We start from the raw sequence: 20,474 nt of genomic DNA on the forward strand, positions 1-20,474 counted from the left end.
CGTGTCCGAGCCCCACGAGGTGTACGCGCCGGAGTCCCGCGTCGACCCCTACCCCGTCTACGCGCGGCTGCGCGCCCAGGCCCCCGTCCAGCCGATCCGCGACCCCAACGGCATCGAGCACTACCTGGTCACCCGCTACGACGACGCGCGCGCCGCCCTCGCCGACCCGCGGCTCTCCCGCGACCCGAAGCACGCGTGGGAGGCGCTGCGCCGCTCCGGGCTCTACCCCGAGGGCGGGGAGGGCTCGGAGCCGCACATGCTCAACAGCGACCCGCCCGACCACACACGGATGCGCAGACTGGTCGCCAAGGCGTTCACCCCACGCAGGGTGGACGCCATGCTGCCGCGCGTCCAGGAGATCACCGACGGGCTGATCGACGCCTTCGCCCCGCACGGCACCGCCGACCTGATCACGACGCTGGCGTTCCCGCTGCCCATCACCGTGATCTGTGAACTCCTCGGCGTGCCGGAGGCCGACCGGGCGCCGTTCCGGCAGTGGAGCACGGCCGCGCTCACCCCCAACTACACCGAGGGCGCGGCGATGCCGCCGCACGAGGCGAACCGGCTGCTGCGCGAGTACTTCACCGCGCTGGTCGGCGAGCGCCGCCGCGCGCTGCGCTCGGCCGGGGACGACACCGAGGCCCAGCCGGACCTGCTGAGCGCGCTCGTCGTGGCCTCCACCGAGGAGGGCCGGCTGACCGAGCAGGAGCTGGTCTCCACGGCCGGGTTGCTGCTGGTGGCCGGGCACGAGACGACGGTGAACCTCATCGGCAACGGCATGCTGGCGCTGCTGCGCCACCGGGACCAGCTGGAGTTGCTGCGCTCCCGGCCGGAGCTGCTGCCGGCGGCCGTCGAGGAGTTCCTGCGCTACGACGGGCCGGTGGAGCGGGCCATGCTGCGGGTGGCCACGGAGGACCTGGAGATCGGCGGCACACCCGTGCCCAAGGGCGCGATCGTCACCGTGGGCGTGGCCTCCGCCCATCGCGACCCGGCCCGCTACCCGGACCCCGACCGGCTGGACATCACCCGCGGCGACCGCTCCCACCTGGGCTTCGGGCACGGCATCCACTTCTGCGTGGGCGCCCCCGTCTCCCGGATGGAGGGACGGATCGCGGTGGGGACGCTGCTGCGGCGGCTGCCCGACATCGCGCTGGACGAGGCGGTGGGCCCGCTGCGCTGGCGGCCCACGGGCGTACTGCGCGGCCTGGAGTCGCTCCCGGTGCGGTTCACGCCGGCGCCCCTCCTCAGCTGATGTCCTCGCGGGCGGGGTGGGCCCGGGGGTGGCGGCGGACGTACTCCAGGAAGCGGGCCAGGGCGCGATCGCTGCGGGTGAGCAGACCGGGGCGGAAGTGGAGGGTGAGGAGGACGGGGGCGTCGTCGGCGAGCATGCCCATCATCACGCCCATGGCCCGGTCGAGGAACGCCGCGTCCGCCGCCTCGTCCGCGCCGTCCTCCGCCTGCCGCGCGCCGAGGACGAAGTAGGGGCGGGAGACCCCGGGACGTACGGAGCGCAACGCCGTGAGCCAGCAGAACCAGCGGCCGTCGAGGGTGCCGGTCTGCCGGAAGACGTTGGTGCCGTGGATCTCGACGCGCAGGTCGAGCCGGTGCCCTCCGGGGGTGGTCAGGCGCAGCGGGTAGCCCATCGAGTGGGCGGTGGCGGTGACGGCGTCGTTGGGGTCGGCGCCGTCGTCCAGGGCGAACTCGTGCTGGAGGAGGAAGTGCTGGACGTCCATGGTCTGGGCCGCCACCAGCCAGGGGTCGACGGGGGCCTCGTCGAGGACGGTGTGCCGCAGGAGGAGCTCATCCGGGGGGACGGGGAGGCCGGGCACGTCGAACAAGGGCCGCCGCCCGTTGAAGGCCCAGACGATGCCATGTGATTCCCGCGAGGGAAAAGAGAAGAGCCGCGCACGCGGCGGCACCGGCTCGCCCGTACCGGTCGCCGTGCAGGCGCCACCACCGTCGTACCGCCAGCCGTGGTACCGGCATCGTAGTCGTTCCCCTTCCACGTCTCCGACGGACAGGTCGGCGCCCAGGTGGGCGCAGTAGCCGCTGACGACCCGGGCGGGCCCGCCGCCCGCGCCCCGGAAGACCGCCACCCGGCCGCCGAGGAAGTCCGCGCCCAGCACCCGCCCCGGGGGCAGTTCGGTGGACAGGCACAGCGGGAACCAGCTCTGGCTGTACGTCCCGTCCCGGCCCTCGCCGGGGACGGGACGGCCGAGCGGGCGCGTGGTGGTCACGGCGGCCTCTTTCGCGCTCATGTGAGGTGGTCCCGGGCGGGGTTGGCGCGCGGGTAGGCGCGGACGTAGTCGAGGTAGCGGGCGAGGGTGCGGTCGCCGTGGGTGAGGTGGCCGGGGCGGAAGCGGATGGTGCCGAGGACGGGGGTGTCGTCGTCGAAGAGGTTCATCATGGCCGTGCGGGCCCGGTCGAGGAAGGCCTCGGTCTCCTTGGGGTCCTCGCCGTCCTCCGGGCGGGCGCCGTAGACGAAGACGGCCCGGGAGCGGCCGGGGCCGGGGATGTTCAGCGGGGCGAGCCAGAAGAACCAGCGGCCCTCGAGGGTGCCGGTCTGCCAGAAGATATTGGTGCCGTGGATGTCGACGCGCACGTCGAAGCGCTCGCCGTCGCGCATCCGGGCCCGCAGGTCGAAGCCGACCGAGTGGGCGCCGATCCGCACCGAGTCGTTGGGGTCGTCGTCGAGGACGAACTCGTGGGGCAGGCACAGGTGCTGGAGGTCCATGGTGTGGGCCTGGACCAGCCAGGGTTCGACGGGCAGTTCGGGGAGGACGGAACGGCGGACGGTCAGCTCGTCCTCCCGGTAGGGCAGGCCGGGCACACCGAAGAGGGGCTCCTCGCCGTTGAACGCCCAGACGACGCCGTGCCGTTCGACGGCGGGGAAGCGGAACAGCCGGGCCCGGGGCGGCACCGGGTCGCCGATGCCGGTGGCGGCGCACATCCCGCCGCCGTCGTACTGCCAGCCGTGGAAGCGGCACCGCAGCCGCTCCCCCACCACCTCGCCCACCGACAGGTCCGCGCCGACGTGGACGCAGTAGCCGCTCAGCACCCGGGCGGGGCCGCCCTCGCGGCCCCGGAAGACCACGGCCTTGCCGCCGAGGAACTCCACGCCCAGGACCGCGCCGGCGGGTACGTCCTCGGACAGGCACAGCGGAAACCAGCTCTGGCTGTACAGCCCGTCCGCGCCCTCGGCGGGAAGGCCTTCGGCGGGCGGGTTCGAGAATCGATCGAGACCGGTCATGACGACAACCCTCCGATGTCCCTGCGGAATTGTTTCCACGGCCCTCCGGGCCGTCAACCCCGAGGGGCTTGTCGATCCGCACCGCAATCTGGGAGAAGTGACCCCACGGGAATCCCACTAGCCTTTCTGCGAACCGGAAGGAGCCGGCATGGGGTCCACCGAGTCCACCGAGCAGGCGAACAAAGCACTGGTACGGGAGTTGATCGACACCTGGAACAGGGGCGACCTGGCTGGGATGACGCGGTTCTGGTCCCCGGACATGGTCCATTACGGCCGCGACGGCGAGCCGCTGCCCGGCACCGACGTCGCCGCCGAGATGGGCCGCTTCATGAACGCCTTCCCCGACCTGCGGCTCACCGTCCACGCGATGGTCGCGGAGGGGGACCTCGTGGCCACCCGGCTGACGGTCGAGGCCACGCACAAGGGCGAGTACCTGGGCGTGCCGGCCACCGGGCGCGCCGTGCGCGTCCCCCTGCTGGGCCAGTTGCGCGTCGTCGACGGCGCCGTGGTCGAGCACTGGGGCGTGGCCGACGGCCTGTATCTCCTGGAACAGCTCGGGCTGCTGCCCCCCGAATTACTGCGGGCCACGGCGTGACACGGAATGCTGCGTCCGACAGCGGCAGGAAATCCGCCTACGAGGAAACCGTCCGGAAATTCCGGGGCGCTGTTCTGTTCACACATGATTTCTCCGCGATTTCCGAGGTCCTCACCCCGGATTTCGTCGACCATTTCGCCCCGCCCTGGGATCCCCCGGGCCGCGAAGGCGTCGCCCACCGTTTCGGGCAGGCAGCGGAGGCCCTGACGACGCGCCGGGTGGAGGTGCTCACCTCGGTGTGCGAGGGCGACATCCTCGCCCAGGCGATCCTGTTGCACTTCGAGCACACGGGCGCGTTCATGGGGCTGCCGCCCACGGGCCGGGCCTTCGCCATCGGCGGCTCCAACACCTTCCGCTTCCGGGACGGCCGGATCGCCGAGCACTGGGGCGTGTTCGACGTGGCGAAGATCCCCGACCTGCTGGGCGGCCCGGCCCCCGGCGGCGGGGGCGGCGGCTGGTCGGCCATGTGGCCGGGCGCGCCCGCGTGAGAGCCCGGCGCGCCCTGGTGGTCGGGGCGGGGCCCGCGGGCCTGGCCACCGCCGCCCTGCTGCGCCGTACCGGCCTGGAGGTCCTGCTGCTGGAACGCGCCCCGGACGACGCCGACGCCGGCACGGCCCTGACCCTGTGGCCCAACGCCTTCTCCGCGCTCGCCGTGCTCGGCGCCGACGGACCCGTACGGGCCGGCAGCGCGCCCTCGGCGGGCCTGGCGATGCGCACGGCGCGCGGCGGCACGCTGCTGTTCCTGCCGTCCGGGGTGCTGGAGAGCCGGTGCGGGGGCAACGGGCGGGCACTGCCGCGCGCCGCCCTGCTCCGGGCCCTGAACGACCTCCAGCCCCCGGACGCGATCCGCTTCGGGGCGCGCTGCGTCGGCGTACGGCAGGAGGGCGCGGTGGTGGCCGCCCGGCTCGCGGACGGCACCGAGGTGGAGGGCGACCTGCTGATCGGCGCCGACGGCATCCGTTCCCGGGTGCGCGCGGCCCTCTTCGGCGCCCCCGGGGACACGGGCGGCGGCGATCTGCGCTACCTCGGCTACGCGGTGGCCCGGGGCGTCGCCGCGTACTCCTGCCCCGGCCATCCGGCGCTGCTGGCGCTGGGCGCGGGACGGCAGTTCGGGCTGTTCCCGCTGCCGGAGGGGCGGATGTACTGGTTCGCGGCCTTCGCCGTGCCCGAGGGCGGGGCCCGGGCGGGCCCGTCGTGCCTGCCGTTCCTCCAGCGGCACTTCGCCGCGTGGCACGACCCGGTCCCCCACGTGCTGCGGGCCACCGACCCGGCGGCCGTCACCGTCACCGCCATCCACGACCGCGCGCCCCTGCGGCGCTGGGGCCGGGGGGCGGTGGCCCTGGTGGGCGACGCCGCGCACCCCGCCGCGCCGGCCATGGGGCAGGGCACCTGCCAGGCGCTGGAGGACGCGGTCGTCCTGGCCCGCGCGCTCGCCGGGGCCGGGGCCGACGACGTCCCGGCAGCGCTGCGCGCGTACGCGGCGCGGCGGCGGCACCGGGCCCACGCCGTCACCTTCCAGTCCCACTGGTCGGGCCGCGTCGGGCAGTGGCGGGCGCCGGCGCTGTGCGCTGTGCGCGACGGGGTGATCAGGGCTGCGCCCCGGTCCGCCCTGCTGGGCGCGTTGCGTTCGTCGTTCACGTTCGGCTAGCCCCGGTCCCGCCCTTCCGGGCACAATCCAGCCCCTCCGGCGTTTGAGGAGCGGGGTCTGGGGCGGAAGCCCCAGGAAACGGTGAAAGGGCGGGACTGGGGCCACCAACCCAAGGAGCCCCCATGGACCGAGTCCCCCCACACCTCCTCGCGCAGCGCATATGCGCCTTGGCCCTCGCGGGCCTCGTGGAGGTGACGGTGACCCTCCCCGCCCTACTAGCCGTACGGCTACTCCACGACCGCCAAGCCACCCACCACTACCTCTACCGCCGCCTGACCCACCGCATCCAATCCCTGGGCCCCACCTTCATAAAATTCGCCCAGATCGCGGGAGCGCGCCGCGACATGCTGCCCGCCGCGCTGTGCGACGAGCTGTCCCGCCTCCACGACTCCGTCCGCCCCCTCCCCCGCCCCGCCGCCGCGAGGGCGTTGCGCGCGGCGTACGGGCGGGCGGTTCCACCGTTCCTGGCGCGGCTCGACCCCGAGCCGGTGGCGGGCGGCAGCATCGCCTGCGTGTACCGGGGCGTGCTGCCGGACGGCCAGGTCGTGGCGCTGAAGCTGAAGCGCCCCGGCATCGACAAGACGATGCAGGCAGACCTGGCCCTGATCCGCGCGCTCACCCGCCGTGCCGAACGGCTCCCGATGCTGCGCGGGATGCCGATGGCCGACCTCGTCGGCTACGTCAGCCAGGCAATCCTCGGCCAGCTGGACTTCCGGCAGGAGGCCGCGAACATCGTCACCCTCCGCGCGAACCTCGCGGACGTCCCCGCCGTGGAGGTGCCCCGGCTGCGCCCCGAGTGGTCCCGGCCGACGTGCCTCGTCTTCGACTACATCCCGGGGCTGGACACCCGGACGCCCACCACCCTGCCGGACCCGGTGCGGGCGCGGCTCGCCTCGGCCGTGCTGGCGGCCGCGCACAAGATGATGTTCGTGGACGGTTTCGTGCACTGCGATCCGCACCCGGGCAATGTGTATCTGCTGCCGGAGGGCCGCGCGGCCGTGATCCTGGACGCGGGTTACAGCGTCCACCTGCCCGACCGGGTGCGGGAGCTGATCGCCGGGTTCTTCGCGGGGCTCGCGACGGGCGACGGACGGCGGTGCGGGGAGATCATGCTGGCGAGCATGGCGAACGCGGACGCGGACGGCCGGACGGAGAACGCCGAGCCGTTCGTCGCGGACATCGCCGAGCTGGTCGAACGGTGCGCGGGCCCCGGCAGGGCCTTCGACATGGCGTCCTTCGGCAACGGCGTCTTCGAGACGCAGAGCGCCCACCGGCTCTACGCGGCCTCGGACTTCGCCTTCCCGATCATGGCGCTGATGATCCTGGAGAGCACGGTCCGGGGCCTGTGGCCGGGGGCGGACTTCACGCGGGTGGGCGTCGCCACCGCCTCGTAGCCGCGCCGCGCACATGGTGCTGCCGCCGGCCCCGGGGGAAGGCGGCGGCAGCGGTCCGATGAGGTTCAGCCGACGGGCTGCACCAGGTTGAACTCGTTGCCGTCGGGGTCCGCGAAGGTCGCGGTCGAGCCGCCGAACGGCATCTGCTGGGGGTCGTGGGTGAACCGCACCCCGCGCCGGACGAACTCGTCGTGGGTGGCCTTGATGTCCTCGGTCACGAACTGGATGTCCGTGAAGCGGCCGATGTTGCCCTCGCGGTAGACGGGGAAGTCCTTGGTGCACAGCACGATGCGGGTCTGGGAGCCTTCGGGGGCCACCTCGATCCAGCGCATGGGGCCGAACCTGAGGTCCTCGCGGAGCTCGAAGCCGAGGGTGTTGACGAAGAAGTCGACGGCCTTGTCCTGGTCGTTGACGAAGACGTCGACGGTACCGATGTGCGAGATCACGGGGTTCTCCTGATCGTCGGTTGAAGTCGGTTGAAGTCGGTTGAAGTACGCGGAGAGGACGTGCTCAGTGCGTGGGCGCGACGCCCCCGGCGGGCGCGGTCGCCGGCCGGGGGGCCAGCAGGGCGACGGCCGCGCCGACGAGGACGACGACCGCGCCGCCGAGCATCGCCGTGTGGAAGCCGTCCATGAAGGCGGCGTGCCCGGCGCGGACGGCCGCCTCGGCGGCGGGGCGGGCGGTGCCGTCGGGCACGGGCACCACGCCCTGCGCGACGACCTCCGTCATCCGGCGCAGCGCCTGGGCCAGGGCGCCGCCGACGCCCTCGTCGGCGAGGTGTCCGGGCAGGACCCCGGAGACCCGGGACGAGATCAGTGAGCCGAGGACGGCCGTGCCCAGGACGCCGCCCAGCATCAGGGCGGTCTGCTGGAGGCCGGAGGCGACGCCGGCGAGCTCGTCGTGGGCGCTGCCGACGATCATCTCGATGGCCGTGGGCGCGATCATGCCCATGCCCACACCGAGCGGGGCGAGGAACGGCCACATGGCCTGGTACGAGGAGTCCTCGGTCATCCGGGACAGGCCGAGCAGGGCGACGCTGATGAGGACCATGCCCGCGGCGAGCGGCACCCTGGGGCCGAACCGCTGGTTGAGGGCCGCGCCGAGGGGGGCGCCGACCCCGAAGAGCACGGTGAAGGGCAGCAGCCCGAGCCCGGCCCGCATCGGGGAGAAGCCGTGCACCTGCTGGAGGTACAGGGCGAGGTAGAAGGAGGCGCCGAAGGTGGCGAAGCCCCCGATCAGCAGGGTGGCCGTGCCGGTGGAGACGGCCCGCATGCGGAAGAGGGCCGGTGGCAGCAGCGCCTCGCGGGCGCGGCGCTCGCGCAGGACGAACGCGGTGCCGATGACGAGCGCTGCGGCGAACGAGCCGAGCGAGCGGAAGGCGGTCCAGCCGTGGCCGGGCACCTGGATGATGCCCCAGACCAGGGCGAACAGGGTGCCCGTGAGCAGCAGGACGCCGGGGGTGTCGAAGGCCCGGTCGGCGCCCTCGGGCCGCACCGCGCGGATCGCCAGGCCGCCGAGGGCGAGAGCTGCGGCGCACACCACGACGTTGATGAAGAACACCCAGCGCCAGCCCAGCTGGTCGACGGTGACGCCGCCGATGAAGGGCCCGGCGGCCAGCGCGAGGGCGCCGACGCCGCTCCAGACGCCGATGGCGATCTTCAGTTTGTCCTGGGGGAAGGAGGTCTTGAGCACCGCCAGTCCGCTGGGCGCGAGGACGGCGCCGCTGATGCCCTGGAGCACCCGCCAGAAGATCAGCATGCCGATGCTGTGGGAGAGCCCGGCGAGGACGGAGGTGGCGGCGAAGCCCGTCATCCCGATGAGGAAGACCTTCTTGTGCCCGTAGCGGTCGCCCAGCTTGCCGGCGGTGATCAGGGCGCAGGCGACGGCGAGCATATAGCCGTTGGTGACCCATTGGAGGGTGGTGAGCTCGGTGTCGAGGTCGACGGCGATGACCGGGTTGGCGACCGCGACGACCGTGCCGTCGAGGGCCTCCATCATGGTGCCGAGGGCGACGGCGACGAGCACCACCCAGGGGTTTCCGGCGCCGGGCCGGTCCGGTAACGCCCCGCCGTCCGGGGCCGGTTGCGCTTGGTGAGCCATGGCCGGTCCTGCTCTCCTCTCGGTGCTCCTTCCGGTGTCCGGTTCAGCCGCGGGCGTCGGTGAGGCTGAACCAGTTGCCGGAATCGTCGCGGAAGACGGCCTCGGTGCCGTGCGGCCGCTTCACGGGCTCCTGGACGAACGTCACGCCCGCCGCCTTGAGCCTCCGGTGGAGGGCGCGGACGTCGTCGACGTGCAGCACCCCCACCCCGATCACGCCCTTCGCGACGAGGTCCCGCAGCTGGCCGGCGGTCTCCTCGTCGTACTCGGGCGGCCCCACCTTGCGCAGCACCAGCACCACGTCGGGCTGGTCCTTGGGGCCGACCGTGAGCCAGCGCAGCTCGCCGAGCGTCATGTCGTCGCGGACCTCGAAGCCCAGTTTTCCGGTGTAGAAGGCCTTCGCGGAGTCCTGGTCGAGGACGGGGACGGTGACGTGCGACAGACGCGTGCTCATGGTTTTCCTTCCGCCGGTGAGCTGTGATCAGACGCTATCGACGGCTTCCCGGCGGTGACATCTCCTGGATTGCGGTCTTGCGTTCCGCTTCCGCCGGCCCGCCGGGCACACATGAACAGGTAGCAGCCGGGAATGGGCGGGGGGCCGCCCTCGCGGGCGATCCGCTCGCGGTAGCGGGTGGGCGGCACTCCCATCACCTCGGAGAAACGGGAGCTGAAGGAGCCGACGCTGGAGTAGCCGACGAGGTGACAGATCTCCGCCACCGTCAGGTTGGTGGCGCGCAGCAGGTCGCGCGCCCGCTCGATACGACGCTGTGTCAGATAGCGGCCGGGGGTCTCGCCGAAGGCCGCCTGGAAGGAGCGGAGGAAGTGGAAGCGCGAGCAGCCCGCCTCGGCGGCCAGCGTCGCCAGGTCGAGCGGGTCGGCGTAGGAGCGGTCGATCAGGTCCTTCGCCCGTCGCAGATACGGCAACAGCGCGGAGGAGAGCGGTTCCTGGCCCGGCGTGCCACCGGTATCGGCCGTCCGCCACCGCCGCGACCGCCGGTGGGCGGACCTGTCAGGCACGGGCGGGCACCTGCTCGGTCACGATCTCGTCCAGCCGGCGGCCCCGGGTCTCGGGGCCGTAGAGGGCGAAGGCGACCGCCGCGAGGGCCAGCGGTACGGCTCCCAGCAGGGCCGTCACCCCGAGCGGGGGCACCGCCACGGCGGCCACCGACAGGGCGAGGATCGCCACGCCGCCGGCCTTGCTGGTGCCCGCCGCCCAGCTGGTGCCGAGGGCGCGCAGCGGGGTGGGGTAGGCCTCGGAGCTGTAGGCGGCCAGGACGGCGGCGGTCGCGCTGATGCCCCACAGCGGGACGAGCAGCAGCAGCCGCAGCGTCAGTCCGTGCCCGGCGGTGGTCTCGGCGAGCACCGCGAGGGCGACGAGGGCCGCGGCGGTCAGCGCGGCCAGCGCGATCACGGTGCGTCTGCTGCTCCACAGCCCGTAGAGCAGGGCGGTGAGGACGTTGAGGGGCAGGCTGATCAGGGCGCTGTCGCGCAGGACGCGGTCGGAGGAGACCTCGGTGATGCCGAGGCGGCCGAGGTTGGTGGGCAGCCACATCTGGAAGCCGTAGGACATCAGCCCGGCGCCGACGGCGAGGACGGTCAGGGCGAGGGTGGGGCCCCGGAAGGAGGCGGCGAACAGTCCTCGGTAGCCGGAGCGGGCCGGTCCGCGCTCCGCCTCCCGCTCGTCCGCCGGCCGTACGGCGTCCCGCACGGTCGAGCCGTAGCGGGCCAGGACCCGGCGGGCCTCCTCGGTGCGGCCGGTGGCCAGGAGGTAGCGGGGGGACTCGGGGATCCAGTGGTTGAGGGCGATCAGCAGCAGCCCGGTCGGCAGTCCGACGAGCCAGAGGATCCGCCAGCTGTAGGTGGGGGTGAGGGTGGCGGCGAGCCAGCTGGTGAGGATGTAGGCGACGGTGACGTTCCCGCCGATGAGCACCATCAGCCAGCCGCGGTGGCGCTGGGGGACGGTCTCGACGAGCAGGGTGAAGGCGATGGGGATCAGCCCGCCCGCCGCCGTGCCCATGAGGAAGCACATGACGACGTTCCAGCTGAAGCCCGGCATCGCGCCGCAGACGGAGGTGGTGGCGAACAGCACGCCGGCCAGGAGGATGGAGCCGCGCCGCCCGATGCGGTCGCCGAGCCATCCCCAGAGGAACGAGCCGGTCATGGTGCCGGCGATGCCGGACAGCGGCAGCCAGGAGACGGGGACGTCGCCGCCGGGGTTCAGCGGCGAGGCGAGCCCGTACTCCTTGGCGACGCCGGGCACGACGAACGACAGCGTCATCGGTTTCATCACGTCGATGGTCACGGCGAGGGAGAGGACCGCCAGGAGCGCGACGTGGGCCGGGCGCAGCGGGGCGTCGTCGACGGCCCGGACGCGTACGGAGGCGACCTGCCGGCGCAGGGCGCCCGACCGCCGGGGCAGCAGTCCGTGGACGACGGCGGCCACGCCGGTGACGATCAGCAGCATGCCGGTGAGCATGGGGGTGTCGACGGGCATTCCGGCCATGCGGTAGCCCATGTGGCGGGCGTGGAGGTACATGGGGAGGTGGAGCAGGGCGCCCGCGGTGCAGGCGGCGGCGCCGGCCCAGAAGAACGCGGGGCGGGCGAAGGAGCCCATCCGTTTCCCCTCCCGGAAGGCCACGCGCGGCGGCGACGAGGGTGAAGGCGCTGTGCGTTCGTACAACGGGATGCCAGCGGTATTCCTAGCAGCGGCGCGGGGCGGCGGCAAGGGTTACGGGGCGGTCTCCGCCCGCAGCCACGCGAGGTAGTCCGCGCCACCGGCGGTGATCTCCGTGGCGATGATCTCGGGCACGTCGTAGGAGTGCTCCGCCTTGATCCGGGCTTCCAGCTCGGGGTAGCGGGCGGCGGTGGTCTTGAGGACGACGCGCCATTCGGCGGTGGACTCGATCGCGCCCTTCCAGTGGTAGACGCTGGTGACCGGGCCGTCGATCTGGGCGCAGGCGGCGAGGCGGTGCCCGACGACGGAGGCGACCAGGGCACGCGCCGCCCGCTCGCTGTCGGTGGTGGTGATCACCATGAGGCAACGGTCGTCGTGCGGGGGCTGCTGCGGCATACCGCCGACCGTATCGCGGCGGGCGGCCGGGGGCCGGTGTCAGTGGTGGCGCGTAGGCTCACGAGCATGAGTTACGCAGACCTGCGCGAACTCCAGAGCGCACTGAACACCGCCTCGGACATCGCCTTCTCCCTCGACGCCGCCGCCCCCTCGCCCCATGAGGCCGACCAGCTCCTGGACGCGTTGCGCAGAGCGCTGGCGGCGGCCGGGGCGCTGGGCGCCGGGATCGGTGCCACGGGGTGCGCTGAGCATCCCAAGGGGCCCGTCGACCCGCTGGCCGGGGACCGGGAGGATCCGCTGCCGCCGGGCTGGGGCCGCTGTCTGCTGTGCAACGACCGGCGGCGCCGGGCGGGCGCGCAGCGCAGGGGCTGGCGCTGACCCGGCGCCCGGGCCGTGGGGAGGTCAGTGGCTCAGGGAGGCCCAGAACTCCTCGAAGGACAGGACGCCGTCGCCGTTGCCGTCCTTCTTGTCGATGATGGCCTGGGCCACGGTCACGGTGACGTTGTGGTCGCCGAGCTGAGCCATCACGCTCTTGTACTCCTCGGCCGTGATGAACCCGTCGCCGTCGACGTCGAAACGGGCGAAAGCCGTACGGGCTTCCTCGATGCTGGCCATGTGGGGCCTCCCCTTGGTGCTTGGTGGACCGGCACAGATTAGCCGCCGGTCACCAACTCCAGATAACGGTCCCAGTCCCAGTGCGGACCTGGGTCGGTATGGGTGGATCCGGGCACTTCGACATGGCCGATGATGTGCTCGCGGGTCGCGGGGATGCCGTAGCGGTCGCAGACGGCGGCGGTGAGCTTCGCCGAGGCGCGGTAGAGGGCGTCGGTGAAGTACTCGGGGCGGTCGATCCAGCCCTCGTGCTCGATGCCGATGCTGCGGGTGTTGTAGTCCCAGTTCCCGGCGTGCCAGGCGACGTCCTTCTCGCGGACGAACTGCGCGATGTAGCCGTCCTGGGAGGCCACCATGTAGTGGGCGGAGACCTTGGAGCGCGCGTCCTGGAAGATTCTCCGGGCGTCCTGGAAGGTCTCCTGGGTGACGTGCACGACGACGAACTCCACGGGGTACGCGCGGGGTCGGCCGGAGACCGTGTAGTTCGCCGTGTTCGCCGGGATCCAGTGGGTGGGGGGATACGGGGCCGTCATGGGGACATCAGACCCGTGGGGGCGACGGTCCGCAAGGACTACAGCGTCACCGCATAAAGATAAGCCGCACCGGCTTTTCATTCATGGATTTCAAGGTCAGTGTCACACGTCACCTTGGATTGCCCTGGCCTCACTTTGGCCACGGCACACCACGCGTGACATAGTCGAGGCCAACGACCCCCATTGACCCGGGCCAGGTCGTCATTCGCCGCGGGGACACACCCCATTTTCCCCGCGGCCACCCGAAGAGGCCCCCGGCCCGTCGCAGGACGACGGAAGGGGGCCTCTTCGCGTATACGGAACCCGCGCGTCAGCGCTCGCCGCGCTCCCCGACCCGCATCTCGAACCAGGTCGTCTTCCCGCGCGCCAGCAGATCCACCCCCCAGCGGTCGGAGAGCTTGTCCACCAGGAACAGCCCGCGTCCGTTGATGTCCGTCTCCCGCACCGGCAGCAGACACGGCAGCCCCCGGGAGGGGTCGCGCACCTCGACGCGCACCCAGCCGCGCCGCCGCACCATCCGCAGCCCGAAGTGGCGCGCCCCGGTGTGCCGGACGGCGTTGCCCACGAGCTCGGAGACCAGCAGCACGGCGTGCTCGGCGAGCTGGGCCGACAGGCCCCAGTGACGCAGCATCACCGCCTGGGTCAGCCGGCGGGCGGCGGCGGCGGATTCGGGGCGGGAGGGCAGCCGGACCTCGCCGAGGGCCGGATCACCGAACAGCTCGAAGGCCTTGCGTGTCAGCTCGTCCTCTACCATCGGGGTCCACCGCGCGGGGGCCGCCGTAACGGCCCGCTGCCGCGACTGCTCCATTCCCTCCAGGCCCGCCATGACCCCCATCATGGCCGTCGCCGGAGCGCCAGGGAGTGGAACCTGGGGATTCGGTTCACCGGAGCACCTCGTTCCGGGACCCGGGGGCGACATATGCCAGCGGCCCTGGGCCACTCACCGCACCCGGACTGACCTGCGCCGACATCCTGTGCGCAAAAGATCGCCGAGGGTGAGCGCCGGGGCCCCGTACACGGTGTCACGAAGCCCCGGGAATTCCCCCACAAGAGGCATGGCCCGGAGCGCGGTTCTCCGGGCGCACCGGGCCAACCCCAGGCGGCTCAGACGAACTTGGCCTTGCCCGGACCGTCCTCCACGAAACTGCGCATACCGATCTCGCGGTCCTCGGTGGCGAACAGGCCCGCGAACCAGTTGCGCTCGATGGCGAGGCCGGTGTCGATGTCGGTCTCCAGCCCGGAGTCCACCGCCTCCTTGGCCGCGCGCAGCGCCATGGCGGGCCCGGTGGCGAGCCGGGCGGCCCACGCGTGCGCCTGCTCGTAGACCTCGGCCGCCGGGACCACCCGGTCGACGAGGCCGAGGGCGAGCGCCTCGTCGGCCTTGACCTGGCGGCCCGTGAAGATGAGGTCCTTGGCCTTGGACGGCCCGATGAGCCGGGCGAGCCGCTGGGTGCCGCCGGCGCCCGGGATGAGGCCCAGCAGGATCTCGGGCTGGCCGAGCTTGGCGTTGTCGGCGGCGATCCGGAAGTCGGCGCAGAGGGCGAGCTCGCAACCGCCGCCCAGGGCGTAGCCGGTGACGGCGGCGACGACGGGCTTGGGGATGCGGGCGACCGCGGTGAAGGAGTCCTGGAGGGTGCGTGAGCGGGCCACCATGGCGGCGTGGTCCACGTGCTGCATCTCCTTGATGTCCGCGCCGGCCGCGAACACCTTCTCCCCGCCCCAGATGACGACGGCCCGTACGTCGTCGCGGCGGGTCAGCTCGTCGGCGAGCTCACGGAGCCGGTCCTGGGTGGCGATGTCCAGCGCGTTCATCGGCGGCCGGTCCAGCCGCACGGTCCCGACGCCCTCGGCTACCTCAAGATGCACAGTCATGACAGCAGGTTAGCGGCGGCTAACCGAAAGCGGCCCGGCGCACTGTGAAGCAGTGCGCCGGGCCGCGGTGTCGTTCAGGAACGAACGTCAGCTGTCCTTGCCGGCGCTGTCCTTGTTCCACTCGGCCCAGGACAGGTTCCAGCCGTTGAGACCGTTGTCCGGCTGGATCGTTTTGTCATGGGAGTTCTTGACGATGACGACATCGCCGATGATGGAGTTGTTGAAGAACCAGGCGGCCGGCGTCGACGGGTCGCCCGCGCCCCGCTGGTCCTCCAGGCCCACGCAGCCGTGGCTGACGTTCTCGGAGCCGAAGGTGCCCGAGCCCGACCAGTAGTTGCCGTGGAGGAAGGTGCCCGAGGTGGACAGACGCATCGCGTGCGGCACGTCCGGGATGTCGTACTCGCCGCCGAAGCCGACGGTGCGGCCGTCCATGCGGGTCACTTCGAGCTTCTCGCTGATGACCATCTGACCGTTGTAGGTCGAGTGGCCCGGGCCGCCGGCGGAGATCGGGACGGTCTTCAGCGGCTTGCCGTCGCGCACGACCGCCATCTGGTGGGTCTCGGCGTCGACCGTGCTCACCTGGGAGCGGCCGACGGTGAACTTCACCGTCTTGTCCTGGGTGCCGTAGACGCCCTCACGGCCCTGGACGCCGTTGAGGTCCATCTTCATCGTCACCTTGGTGCCGGCCGCCCAGTAGTTCTCGGGCCGGAAGTCGAGGCGGTCGTTGCCGAACCAGTGGCCCTTGATCTCCACGGCGGGCTCGGCGGTCACCTTGATGGCCTTCTCGACGGCCTTGGGGTCGGTGATGCCACGGCTGAAATTGAGCGACACCGGCATGCCGACGCCGACCGTGCTGCCGTCCTCCGGCGTGAAATAGGCCGCGAAGGTGTTGTCCGGAGTGAGGGTCGTGAACGCCGCGTGCTTCGCGGACGTACGCCCCTCCTTGTCCTTGGCCATCGCGTCGACCGTGTACTTGGTGGAGGCGGCCAGATGGGTCGTCGGCTCCCACACGGCGCCACCGTCGGCGACCTTGCCGTCGACGGTGTGACCCTTGTCGTCGGCCACCTTGACGGAGGTGATGGTGCCCTTCTCGGCGGTCACCTTCAGGGCGCCGCTGGTGGCCACGTTCCCCGAGCCGTCCTTGGGCGCGATGTTCACCACGGCCTGTGAGGGGCCGTCGGGAACCTTCGCGCCGTTCTTGCCGTCGTCGTCGCCGCTACAGCCGCTGACCAGGGTCAGCACCGCTCCGAGCAGCAGGGCCGGCAGCGCGCCTCGGCGCATCCGGCTCCCCGATATCGGATGCACGTTCACAACGGATCGTCTCCCCTCGCACGGCCCGCGGCCACGCGGCACCCCTGAGCGCACCCACGCGCTTTGTCGATAGATAACCACACGCCACCGACAACGCTGACCTAGTGAATGTCACCGTTCAGTCCCAAATGGGAGCGGTGATACGAACCGTGCGCCTGTGGTGAATGCGGTGACCGAAGTGAAGCGCCTGAATCCAGCCAGGTCAAACTGGTGTTCAAAGGCCGGTTAAAAGAGCTGGGCGGGCGGTCCGGAAACCGGCGTTCGGGCCGGTTTTCGCCCGGGGAATCCGGCGGTGGATTCAGCTCAGCGCCGAGCCCGCCTTCCACTCCTGCCACGTCATGTTCCAGCCACCCAGGCCATTGTCGGGAGCGACCACCCGCTCCGGGGAGCCGACCACCTCCACCACGTCCCCGACCAGGGAGGAGTCATAGAACCAGCCCGCCGGGGTCGACGGTCCGCCACCCTGGACGTCGGGCAGCCCGATACAGCCATGGCTGGTGTTCCGGGTGCCGAAGGCCCCCGGCGGCGCCCAGTAGTTGCCGTGGAGGAAGGTTCCCGAGCCGGTCAGCCGCATCGCGTGGGGGACGTCCGAGATGTCGTACTCGCCGCCGAAGCCGACTGTGTCCCCGTTCATCCGGGTCATCGCGAACTTCTGGCTGATGACCATCTTGCCGCGGTAGGTGTCGTTGCCCTTGCCACCCGCCGTGATGGGCACGGTCGCGAGCATCCTGCCGTCCCGGACCACCCGCATCGTGTGCCCGGCCGCGTCGACCCGGCTCAGCTGGCTCCGGCCGACCGTGAAACCGACCGTCTTGCGCTGGATCCCGTACACCCCCCGCGCGCCCCGGACATCGCGCAGCCGGAGGTCCAGCGTCACCCGGGTGCCGGGCCGCCAGTACGTCCGGGGCCGGAAGTCCAGCCGGGTGGCGCCGAACCAGTGCCCGGAGATCTCGGCGGGCGGCGAGGAGGTGACCCGGACGGCGCGTTCGACCGCGGCCCGGTCGGTGATCGGCCTGCTGAAGCCAAAGGAAACGATCATCCCGGTGCCGACGACGCTCTCCGGCTCCGGGGAGAAGTAGCCGATGAACCGGTGCTCCGGCACATAGGTGGTGAAGCTGGTGTGCCGGGCCGTGCGCCGCCCGGAGGCGTCCACGGCCACCACGTCCACGGTGTAGCGCGAGGCGAGCGTGAGCGGCGCGGCGGCGGGCCGCCAGGTGTGGCCGTCGGCGGAGATCCGGCCCGGCACGGCCAGCCGTCCGCCGCCGTGCGACGCGGCGGCGGTCACCCGTTCCAGCCGCCCGTGCGGCACCCGCACCTCGAAGGGCTCCGTCGACACCACGTCGCGCGCCCGGTCGGGCGGGCTGATGTGGATCAGCTCGCGCACCACCGGGCGCGCGTCATCCGTGAGCGCGGCCTCCGGGGTGACGGTGGCGCACCCGGCGAGCGCGAGCAGGGACGCCAGCACGGCCAGGCCCCGTACGGCACGCGAGAGGGCAAGTGTCACACCGGGCCCAACGACGGGCCTCCCCCGGGGAAACGTCCCTGCACTCGCTTGCTGCGGCCGATCACACGTGTGAGCGCATGCGTGGATGCGGGAAGAACGGAAAGAAGGACCCCATCGCCAGACACCCGGGCCAGGGACCCCGGGTGCCCGGCGCGCTACCAGAGAGCCGCCGGAGGCGACAACGTGTCGAGCGCATCCGAGCAAGAGGCACGGCACCAGGGCGAGTTGACCGCCGGGCAAGTGGAACGGGCGCCGCGCCCCGGGACGGCCGGGCACGGCGGGGCGCCCCCGACAGCCCCGGGAGCCCCCGCGACCGGCGTCAACGGCCGTCCCCGGCACGCCCGGGCACCGGACCCGGAACCGTCACCCGTGTGGCCGGGTGCCCCTGAGCCGCTCGGGGCACGGTTCAAGGAAGCGGCTCACGCCGTGGAGGGCGTGGCGGGCACGAACTTCGCGCTGTGGGCGGGCGGCGCCGAGGCGGTGGAGCTGTGCCTGTTCGACGAGGACGGGCACGAGACCCGCCGGCCGCTGACCGAGCTGACGCACGAGGTGTGGCACGGCTTCGTCCCCGGCGTGCTCCCCGGCCACCGCTACGGCTACCGCGTCCACGGCCGCTGGGACCCCTGGACCGGTGCCCGCTGGAACCCCGCCAAACTCCTCCTGGACCCCTACGCCCGGGCCGTGGACGGCGACTTCCGGCTGCCCGCCGAGGTGTACGGCCATGTGCGCGACTGGCCGCAGCAGCACGTCGCCGACACCGTCCGCGACGAGCGGGACTCGGCCCCCCATGTCCCCAAGGGCGTGGTCGTCGCCGATGACGACGACTGGTCCGACGACCGCCGCCCCAAGACCCCCTGGCCCGACTCGGTCATCTACGAACTGCACGTCAAGGGCTTCACCATGCGCCACCCGGACATCCCCGAACAACTGCGCGGCACCTACGCCGGCCTGGCGCACCCGGCGGCCGTCGGGCACCTGAGGCGGCTGGGCGTGACGGCCGTGGAGCTGCTGCCCGTCCACCAGTTCGCCCACGAGGACCATCTGCTGCGGCGGGGCCTCGCCAACTACTGGGGCTACAACTCCATCGGCTACTTCGCCCCCCACTCCGGCTACGCGGCCTCCGGGACGCGCGGCCAGCAGGTGGGCGAGTTCAAACGGATGGTGCGGGCCCTCCACGCGGCCGGCATCGAGGTCATCCTCGACGTCGTCTACAACCACACCGCCGAGAGCGGCGAACTCGGCCCCACGCTCTCGCTGCGCGGCATCGACAACCGCCGCTACTACCGGCTCCAGCCCGACCCCCGGCGCTACGCCGACTACACCGGATGCGGCAACACCCTCCATGTCGTCCAGCCGAACGTCCTGCGGCTGATAACCGACTCGCTGCGCTACTGGGTGACGGAGATGGGAGTCGACGGCTTCCGCTTCGACCTCGCGGCGGCGCTCGCCCGGTCGATGCACGACGTGGACATGCTCTCCCCCTTCCTCGCCGTCATCGCCCAGGACCCCGTGCTGCGCCGGGTCAAGCTGATCGCCGAGCCCTGGGACGTGGGCTCCGGCGGCTACCAGGTCGGCGCCTTCCCCCCGCTGTGGACCGAGTGGAACGACCGCTACCGCGACGCCGTGCGCGACTTCTGGCGCGGCGCCCTGCCGGACGTGAGGGACCTCGGCTACCGGCTTTCGGGCTCCAGCGACCTCTACGCCTGGGGCGGCCGCCGCCCGTACGCCTCCGTCAACTTCGTCACCGCGCACGACGGCTTCACCCTGCGCGATCTGGTCAGCTACGAACGCAAGCACAACGAGGCCAACGGCGAGGGCAACCGCGACGGCACGGGCGACAACCGCTCCTGGAACTGCGGCGTGGAAGGCGAGACGGCCGACGCGCGCGTCACCGCCCTGCGCCGCCGCCAGACGCGCAACCTGCTGACCACCCTGCTGCTGTCCACCGGGGTGCCGATGCTGGTCGCGGGCGACGAGATGGGCCGCACCCAGGGCGGCAACAACAACGCCTACTGCCAGGACAACGAGACCGGCTGGATCGACTGGTCGCTGCTGGACGACCCCGGCTGGCGGAACCTGGCCGGGCTCTGCTCCCGGCTGCTGGCACTGCGCCGCGCCCACCCCGTGCTGCGCAGCCGCTCCTTCTTCTCCGGCCGGCCCAGGGGCGCGGACGGCCTGCGCGACCTCGCCTGGTTCACCCCGGGCGGCACCGAGATGACCGAGGCCGACTGGTACGCCCCCACCGCCACCCTGGGCATGTACCTCTCGGGGCGGGACATCCCCCAGCGCGGCCGGCGGGGCGCACCGGTGACCGACGAGAGCTTCCTGGCCGTACTGCACGCTGGGGCGCGCGCCCTGCGCTTCACCTTGCCCGGGCCGCCATGGGCCGAATCCTACGAACTCCTCGTCAACACCGCCCTGGAGGACCAGCACACGGCCCCCGGCCTGCGCCGGGAGGGCGGCAGCCGGATCTCGGTCCGGGCCCGCTCGGTGCTGCTGTGGCGAGTGGTACGGGACGGCTCCGAACTCCCGCCCACCACCGAGGACTTACGCCTGAAAGACGAGTGAGCGATGTCGGTGGCGGGCCG

At 72.3% G+C, this 20,474-nt stretch carries 21 protein-coding genes; 7 read left to right on the forward strand and 14 right to left on the reverse strand.

From position 1 onward, the window contains the following. Position 1: 1 nt before the first annotated feature. The gene (locus tag RM609_RS17180; protein ID WP_311611844.1) at positions 2 to 1,252 is read left to right on the forward strand and encodes a cytochrome P450 family protein; all 1,251 of its coding nucleotides are present in this window, start codon (positions 2 to 4) and stop codon (positions 1,250 to 1,252) included. Here the strand turns inward: RM609_RS17180 and RM609_RS17185 are convergent. Beyond that, entirely contained in the window at positions 1,245 to 2,237 is a 993-nt protein-coding gene (locus tag RM609_RS17185) for a Rieske 2Fe-2S domain-containing protein (protein ID WP_311611846.1), read from the reverse strand. The two genes, RM609_RS17180 and RM609_RS17185, sit on opposite strands and share 8 nt — an antisense overlap. Before the next feature lie 17 nt (positions 2,238 to 2,254). Beyond that, positions 2,255 to 3,250, reverse strand: coding sequence for a Rieske 2Fe-2S domain-containing protein (locus RM609_RS17190; RefSeq protein ID WP_311611847.1), 996 nt, complete (start codon positions 3,248 to 3,250; stop codon positions 2,255 to 2,257). Between the two features lie 148 nt (positions 3,251 to 3,398). Between RM609_RS17190 and RM609_RS17195 the strand changes: the two genes are divergently transcribed. The 4 genes from RM609_RS17195 to RM609_RS17210 all read left to right on the forward strand — a co-directional run bounded on the left by RM609_RS17195 (position 3,399) and on the right by RM609_RS17210 (position 6,887). Further along, positions 3,399 to 3,845, forward strand: a complete 447-nt coding sequence (locus tag RM609_RS17195) for an ester cyclase (RefSeq protein WP_311611848.1) — start codon at positions 3,399 to 3,401, stop codon at positions 3,843 to 3,845. Then, complete coding sequence (locus RM609_RS17200; protein ID WP_311611849.1) at positions 3,842 to 4,333, forward strand: ester cyclase; 492 nt, start codon at positions 3,842 to 3,844, stop codon at positions 4,331 to 4,333. The genes RM609_RS17195 and RM609_RS17200 overlap by 4 nt, the downstream gene beginning before the upstream one ends. Continuing rightward, positions 4,330 to 5,493, forward strand: a complete 1,164-nt coding sequence (locus RM609_RS17205; RefSeq protein WP_311611851.1) for an FAD-dependent monooxygenase — start codon at positions 4,330 to 4,332, stop codon at positions 5,491 to 5,493. The genes RM609_RS17200 and RM609_RS17205 overlap by 4 nt, the downstream gene beginning before the upstream one ends. 122 nt (positions 5,494 to 5,615) lie before the next feature. Then, positions 5,616 to 6,887, forward strand: coding sequence for an ABC1 kinase family protein (locus RM609_RS17210; RefSeq protein ID WP_311611853.1), 1,272 nt, complete (start codon positions 5,616 to 5,618; stop codon positions 6,885 to 6,887). Between the two features lie 65 nt (positions 6,888 to 6,952). On the opposite strand, the gene RM609_RS17215 is transcribed toward RM609_RS17210, so the two are convergent. The 6 genes from RM609_RS17215 to cutA form a co-directional block, all read right to left on the reverse strand. Next, complete coding sequence (locus RM609_RS17215; protein WP_311611855.1) at positions 6,953 to 7,333, reverse strand: VOC family protein; 381 nt, start codon at positions 7,331 to 7,333, stop codon at positions 6,953 to 6,955. 64 nt (positions 7,334 to 7,397) lie between these two features. After that, complete coding sequence (locus RM609_RS17220) at positions 7,398 to 8,987, reverse strand: MFS transporter (RefSeq protein WP_311611857.1); 1,590 nt, start codon at positions 8,985 to 8,987, stop codon at positions 7,398 to 7,400. Positions 8,988 to 9,030: 43 nt separating this feature from the next. Further along, complete coding sequence (locus RM609_RS17225) at positions 9,031 to 9,438, reverse strand: VOC family protein (protein ID WP_311611859.1); 408 nt, start codon at positions 9,436 to 9,438, stop codon at positions 9,031 to 9,033. Next, on the reverse strand, positions 9,435 to 10,001 hold the full coding sequence (locus RM609_RS17230) for a helix-turn-helix domain-containing protein (protein WP_311611861.1): 567 nt from the start codon (positions 9,999 to 10,001) through the stop codon (positions 9,435 to 9,437). The genes RM609_RS17225 and RM609_RS17230 overlap by 4 nt, the downstream gene beginning before the upstream one ends. Then, positions 9,994 to 11,598 (reverse strand): MFS transporter, encoded by a 1,605-nt coding sequence (locus tag RM609_RS17235; protein WP_311611863.1) that lies wholly within the window; start codon positions 11,596 to 11,598, stop codon positions 9,994 to 9,996. The genes RM609_RS17230 and RM609_RS17235 overlap by 8 nt, the downstream gene beginning before the upstream one ends. A gap of 114 nt (positions 11,599 to 11,712) precedes the next feature. Beyond that, positions 11,713 to 12,054 carry a divalent-cation tolerance protein CutA gene (cutA, locus tag RM609_RS17240; protein ID WP_311611865.1) on the reverse strand — a complete coding sequence of 114 codons (342 nt, stop codon included), beginning with the start codon at positions 12,052 to 12,054 and terminating at the stop codon, positions 11,713 to 11,715. 66 nt (positions 12,055 to 12,120) lie between these two features. Between cutA and RM609_RS17245 the strand changes: the two genes are divergently transcribed. Beyond that, positions 12,121 to 12,432: a hypothetical protein gene (locus RM609_RS17245; RefSeq protein WP_311611867.1), complete on the forward strand. Its 312-nt coding sequence runs from the start codon at positions 12,121 to 12,123 to the stop codon at positions 12,430 to 12,432. A 24-nt stretch (positions 12,433 to 12,456) separates the two neighbouring features. Here RM609_RS17245 and RM609_RS17250 read toward each other — a convergent pair whose 3' ends face one another. From RM609_RS17250 to RM609_RS17275, 6 genes are all read right to left on the reverse strand, one after another. Then, positions 12,457 to 12,669 carry an EF-hand domain-containing protein gene (locus RM609_RS17250; protein ID WP_311611869.1) on the reverse strand — a complete coding sequence of 71 codons (213 nt, stop codon included), beginning with the start codon at positions 12,667 to 12,669 and terminating at the stop codon, positions 12,457 to 12,459. Between the two features lie 38 nt (positions 12,670 to 12,707). Beyond that, on the reverse strand, positions 12,708 to 13,199 hold the full coding sequence (locus tag RM609_RS17255; protein WP_311611871.1) for an N-acetylmuramoyl-L-alanine amidase: 492 nt from the start codon (positions 13,197 to 13,199) through the stop codon (positions 12,708 to 12,710). A gap of 310 nt (positions 13,200 to 13,509) precedes the next feature. Continuing rightward, positions 13,510 to 14,025, reverse strand: a complete 516-nt coding sequence (locus RM609_RS17260) for an ATP-binding protein (protein WP_311611873.1) — start codon at positions 14,023 to 14,025, stop codon at positions 13,510 to 13,512. Positions 14,026 to 14,303: 278 nt separating this feature from the next. Next, a complete protein-coding gene (locus tag RM609_RS17265; protein WP_311611875.1) occupies positions 14,304 to 15,071 on the reverse strand; it encodes an enoyl-CoA hydratase/isomerase family protein in 768 nt (255 codons plus the stop codon). A gap of 87 nt (positions 15,072 to 15,158) precedes the next feature. Continuing rightward, positions 15,159 to 16,352: a L,D-transpeptidase gene (locus RM609_RS17270; protein WP_311611877.1), complete on the reverse strand. Its 1,194-nt coding sequence runs from the start codon at positions 16,350 to 16,352 to the stop codon at positions 15,159 to 15,161. A gap of 328 nt (positions 16,353 to 16,680) precedes the next feature. Next, positions 16,681 to 17,886 carry a L,D-transpeptidase gene (locus RM609_RS17275; protein WP_311611879.1) on the reverse strand — a complete coding sequence of 402 codons (1,206 nt, stop codon included), beginning with the start codon at positions 17,884 to 17,886 and terminating at the stop codon, positions 16,681 to 16,683. Between the two features lie 183 nt (positions 17,887 to 18,069). On the opposite strand from RM609_RS17275, the gene glgX reads away from it, so the two are divergent. Next, positions 18,070 to 20,454 (forward strand): glycogen debranching protein GlgX, encoded by a 2,385-nt coding sequence (glgX, locus tag RM609_RS17280; RefSeq protein WP_438828466.1) that lies wholly within the window; start codon positions 18,070 to 18,072, stop codon positions 20,452 to 20,454. Positions 20,455 to 20,474 lie beyond the last annotated feature (20 nt).

The sequence above is a fragment of the Streptomyces hesseae genome (assembly GCF_031845785.1).
Classification (GTDB): domain Bacteria; phylum Actinomycetota; class Actinomycetes; order Streptomycetales; family Streptomycetaceae; genus Streptomyces; species Streptomyces hesseae.